This window comes from Pseudomonas sp. GM49 (genome assembly GCF_000282355.1).
Lineage (GTDB): Bacteria > Pseudomonadota > Gammaproteobacteria > Pseudomonadales > Pseudomonadaceae > Aquipseudomonas.
The window spans coordinates 1-3,491 of record NZ_AKJL01000070.1; the positions used below are offsets into that span (position 1 = coordinate 1).

At 62.1% G+C, this 3,491-nt stretch carries 4 protein-coding genes; 2 read left to right on the plus strand and 2 right to left on the minus strand.

The window, feature by feature from the left end:
- On the plus strand, nt 1-538 hold a 538-nt coding region (locus tag PMI29_RS22835), incomplete at its 5' end, for a TolC family protein (RefSeq protein WP_007995371.1).
- A gap of 127 nt (nt 539-665) precedes the next feature.
- Here the strand turns inward: PMI29_RS22835 and PMI29_RS22830 are convergent.
- Nucleotides 666-2,231 carry an aldehyde dehydrogenase (NADP(+)) gene (locus PMI29_RS22830; RefSeq protein WP_007995373.1) on the minus strand — a complete coding sequence of 522 codons (1,566 nt, stop codon included), beginning with the start codon at nt 2,229-2,231 and terminating at the stop codon, nt 666-668.
- Nucleotides 2,231-2,863 (minus strand): isochorismatase family cysteine hydrolase, encoded by a 633-nt coding sequence (locus PMI29_RS22825; RefSeq protein ID WP_007995374.1) that lies wholly within the window; start codon nt 2,861-2,863, stop codon nt 2,231-2,233. The genes PMI29_RS22830 and PMI29_RS22825 overlap by 1 nt, the downstream gene beginning before the upstream one ends.
- A gap of 99 nt (nt 2,864-2,962) precedes the next feature.
- Here PMI29_RS22825 and PMI29_RS22820 point away from each other — a divergent pair, with 99 nt between their 5' ends.
- A complete protein-coding gene (locus PMI29_RS22820; RefSeq protein WP_007995376.1) occupies nt 2,963-3,457 on the plus strand; it encodes a winged helix-turn-helix transcriptional regulator in 495 nt (164 codons plus the stop codon).
- Nucleotides 3,458-3,491 lie beyond the last annotated feature (34 nt).

Below are 3,491 nucleotides of genomic sequence, written 5' to 3' on the forward strand. Positions count from 1 at the left end.
GGCTTCAACGGCCGATGTCGGCGTGGCCACCGCCGACCTGTTTCCACGGGTGAGCTTGAGTGGGTTCCTGGGGTTCATTGCGGGGCGTGGTTCGCAAATCGGTTCCAGTGCCGCCCGCGCCTGGAGCCTGGGTCCGAGCATCACCTGGGCCGCGTTTGACCTGGGCAGTGTGCGGGCGCGAATTCGTGGTGCAAACGCCGACGCCGAGGGAGCATTGGCGACCTATGAGCAACAGGTGTTGCTCGCACTGGAAGAGTCTGAAAACGCCTTCAGCGACTATGGCAAGCGCCAGCAACGTTTGCTGTCGCTGATCAAGCAAAGCGAGTCGAGTCGTGCCGCGGCCGATCTGGCGGCGACGCAATACAAGGAAGGGGTGGTGGACTATCTGGTGTTGCTGGACGCACAACGTGAGCGATTGAACGCCGAGGATGCCCAGGCACTGGGTGAAACCGATCAGTACCGCGCCATTGTGGCGATCTACAAATCCTTGGGTGGTGGTTGGGACAGCGGTGAAACCAGGCTCGCGAAAAACAACTGACTGACCCGTTGTTGTAGGAGCGAGCCTGCTCGCGATGGACTCAAGAGCGCCGCGCTTATCCAGCAAGCACGCGTTTTCGTTAACGACCATCGCGAGCAGGCTCGCTCCTACAGTTGACGGTATGGCATTAATGACCGTCCACAAGGCGCGGCAGCCCCAAGGGATTGCCCTCGCGCAGAGGTTCCGGCAGCAGGGCATCCGGAAAGCCCTGGTAAGCCACCGGGCGCAGGAAGCGTTCGATGGAGGTCATGCCCACCGAGGTAAAACGACTGTCCGAGGTGGCTGGAAACGGCCCGCCGTGCACGGTGGCGAAACACACTTCCTGCGGATGGGCAAAGGCATTGACCACGATGCGCCCGGTGCGTCGCTCCAGGGTTGGCAGCAAGCGACGGGCCAGTGGCAAATCGTCCTGTTCAAGATGCAGGGTCGCACTGAGTTGCCCCTTGAATGAGCGCGCTACCCGCAACAGTTCCTCTTCATCCCTGACCTTCACCAACAACGCGGACGGGCCGAATACCTCCTGTGAAAGCAACGGTTCGGCGAGAAAGCGTTGGCCATCGACTTCGAACAGCGCCGAACGGCCATCCACCTCTGCGGTCGATGTCGAGCCAACGCCGACGAGGCGGGCACCGGCGTTTTCGATTGCGCAGAGACCGCTCAGGTACGCCCCATGGATGCCCGGTGTCAGCATCGTGCGTGCAGGCGCCTCGCTCACGCGTTTGCTCATGGCGTGGCGCAACGCTTCAAAACCAGTGCCTTCGATGGCCACCAGAATGGCCGGTTTGAGACAGGCTTGCCCGACATTGACCAGCATGCGCTCAACAAAACCATCGCCGATCTGCGCGCCGCGTTCGGCGAGTGCCTGGGGCAGGATGAAGGTCGGGTTGACGCTGGTCATTTCGGCGAAGACCGGAATCGGGTCGGGGCGCTGCTGCGCACGTCGATACAGTGCCATGCCACCTTGTTCGGAACCGGTGAAGGTCACGGCCTTGATCAGTGGATGGTCGACCAGCGCTTCGCCGATGGCATTGCCGGAGCCGCGCACCATGGAGAACACACCTTCGGGCAGCCCGCACGCTTGCACCGCCTCACGAATGGCGCGGGCCTGGATTTCCGAGGCGCCTGGATGCGCGTTGTGCGCCTTGAGAATGACGGTGGCGCCTGCCGCCAGTGCCGATGCGGTATCACCGCCGGCGACTGAGTAGGCGATGGGGAAGTTACTCGCGCCGAAAATCGCCACCGGGCCGATGGCGATTTTTTGCAGGCGATGGTCCATGCGTGGGCGTGGCTGGCGCTCGGGTTGTTCCGGGTCGATGGCCAGTTGCAGGAAGCGTCCCTTGCGCACGACATCGGCGAACTGGCGGAACTGGGTGGCGGCCTTCAGGGCCTCGCCTTCCAGTTGCGCTTGCGGCAGACCGGTTTCCAGGGCGGCCCGTGCGGCCAGCGTCTCGCGTACCCTGTCGAGGTTGTCGGCGATGCGTTCAAGGAATTCCGCACGCACGGTGAGCGAGGTATGGCTGTAAACATCGAATGCTTCATCGGCCAGGGTCGCAGCCCGGTCGACGTCGGCCACACCACCCAGTGCGAACGCCGGTTCAATCGGCTGGTTTATCGCGGGATTGAGCGCCTTCATGGTTCCTTCGCTGGCGCCGACATCACTGGCGCCGATCAGCAGGTTGCCTGTCAACTGCATCACACACCTGCCTGTGCCAGTGCGGCAACCAGTTCATCGGTGGTCACGATGGCGTGAGCGAAGGTCGGGCCGTTCAGCTCATGGGCCGAATGCATCATCTCCGGCTTGAAGGCCGCGGTCGCATCGCGTACCAGGGTGACGTGATAGCCGAGTTCCTGAGCGTAACGGGCGGTTGCCTCGATGCAGGTATTGGCCAGCAGGCCGACGATGATCACGTGGGTGATGCCCTTTTGCTTGAGGCGAAAATCGAGGTCGGTATTGGCAAAACCGCTGGAACCCCAATGCTCCTGTACGACAATGTCGCCGTCCTGCGGCGCGAAGTCGGGGTGCCATTCGCCGCCCCATTCGCCGCGTGCGAAGTGGTGCATGTGCATGATCTTGCACTGGGTGGGGCTTGGGTGATCCCAGTTTTCGTAGTCGCCTTTTTCCCAGCGGTGGTGCGGTACGATGACCACCGGAATGTTGAGCCCGCGAACGGTGCGATCAAGCGTGCGCAGGTTGTCGAGCAGGCCAACGCCCTTGGCAATGGGCTCGATCAAGGGGTAGATCTTTCCGCCTTCCGACAGAAAATCGTTGTAGGGGTCGACCAGCAGGTAGGCCGTCCGATCAAGAGGGTAGGTGGCGTTGGACATGGCGGTGCTCCGCAAGATAATCCGTGGATGATGAAGTGTAGTTGCCAGTAATTCACGTAGATATGATAATCATAGTAACTAGGCAAGAGGCAATACCGCATGTCGGTGAAAACAACCGTTTCCGAAACCCTGTGTCCGATTTCCCGGGCCGAAGCCGTCGTGGGCGACCGCTGGACGGTGCTGGTACTGCGTGAGTTGTTCATGGGCAGTCATCGCTTCGATGAAATCCAGGCGCAGACCGGCGGTACGCCGCAAATGGTCGCGGCGCGCTTGAAGAGCATGGAGGCCGACGGGCTCCTGGAGCGACGTGCCTACAGCGAACGGCCCAAACGCTACGAATATCACCTCACGGAAAAAGGCGACGCGTTCTACTCGGTGGTCCTGGCGCTGCGGGCCTGGGGCGAAACCTGGTGCAAATCGCCCGAGGAAGGCCTGGCGGTGGTCTATACCCACCGCAGTTGCGGCGAGCCGGCCGGCCTCGGACCGCTTTGCGCGCATTGCGGGCAGCCCTTGCGTCGTGCAGACCTGATCAGTGAACCGAGCGCCGCCTATCGCGCCGAACGCAGTGCCCGGCGCGAAGCGTTCAAGGGCTAGCGGCGGGTTTGTATCCGTAGGTATCCGCAACGCC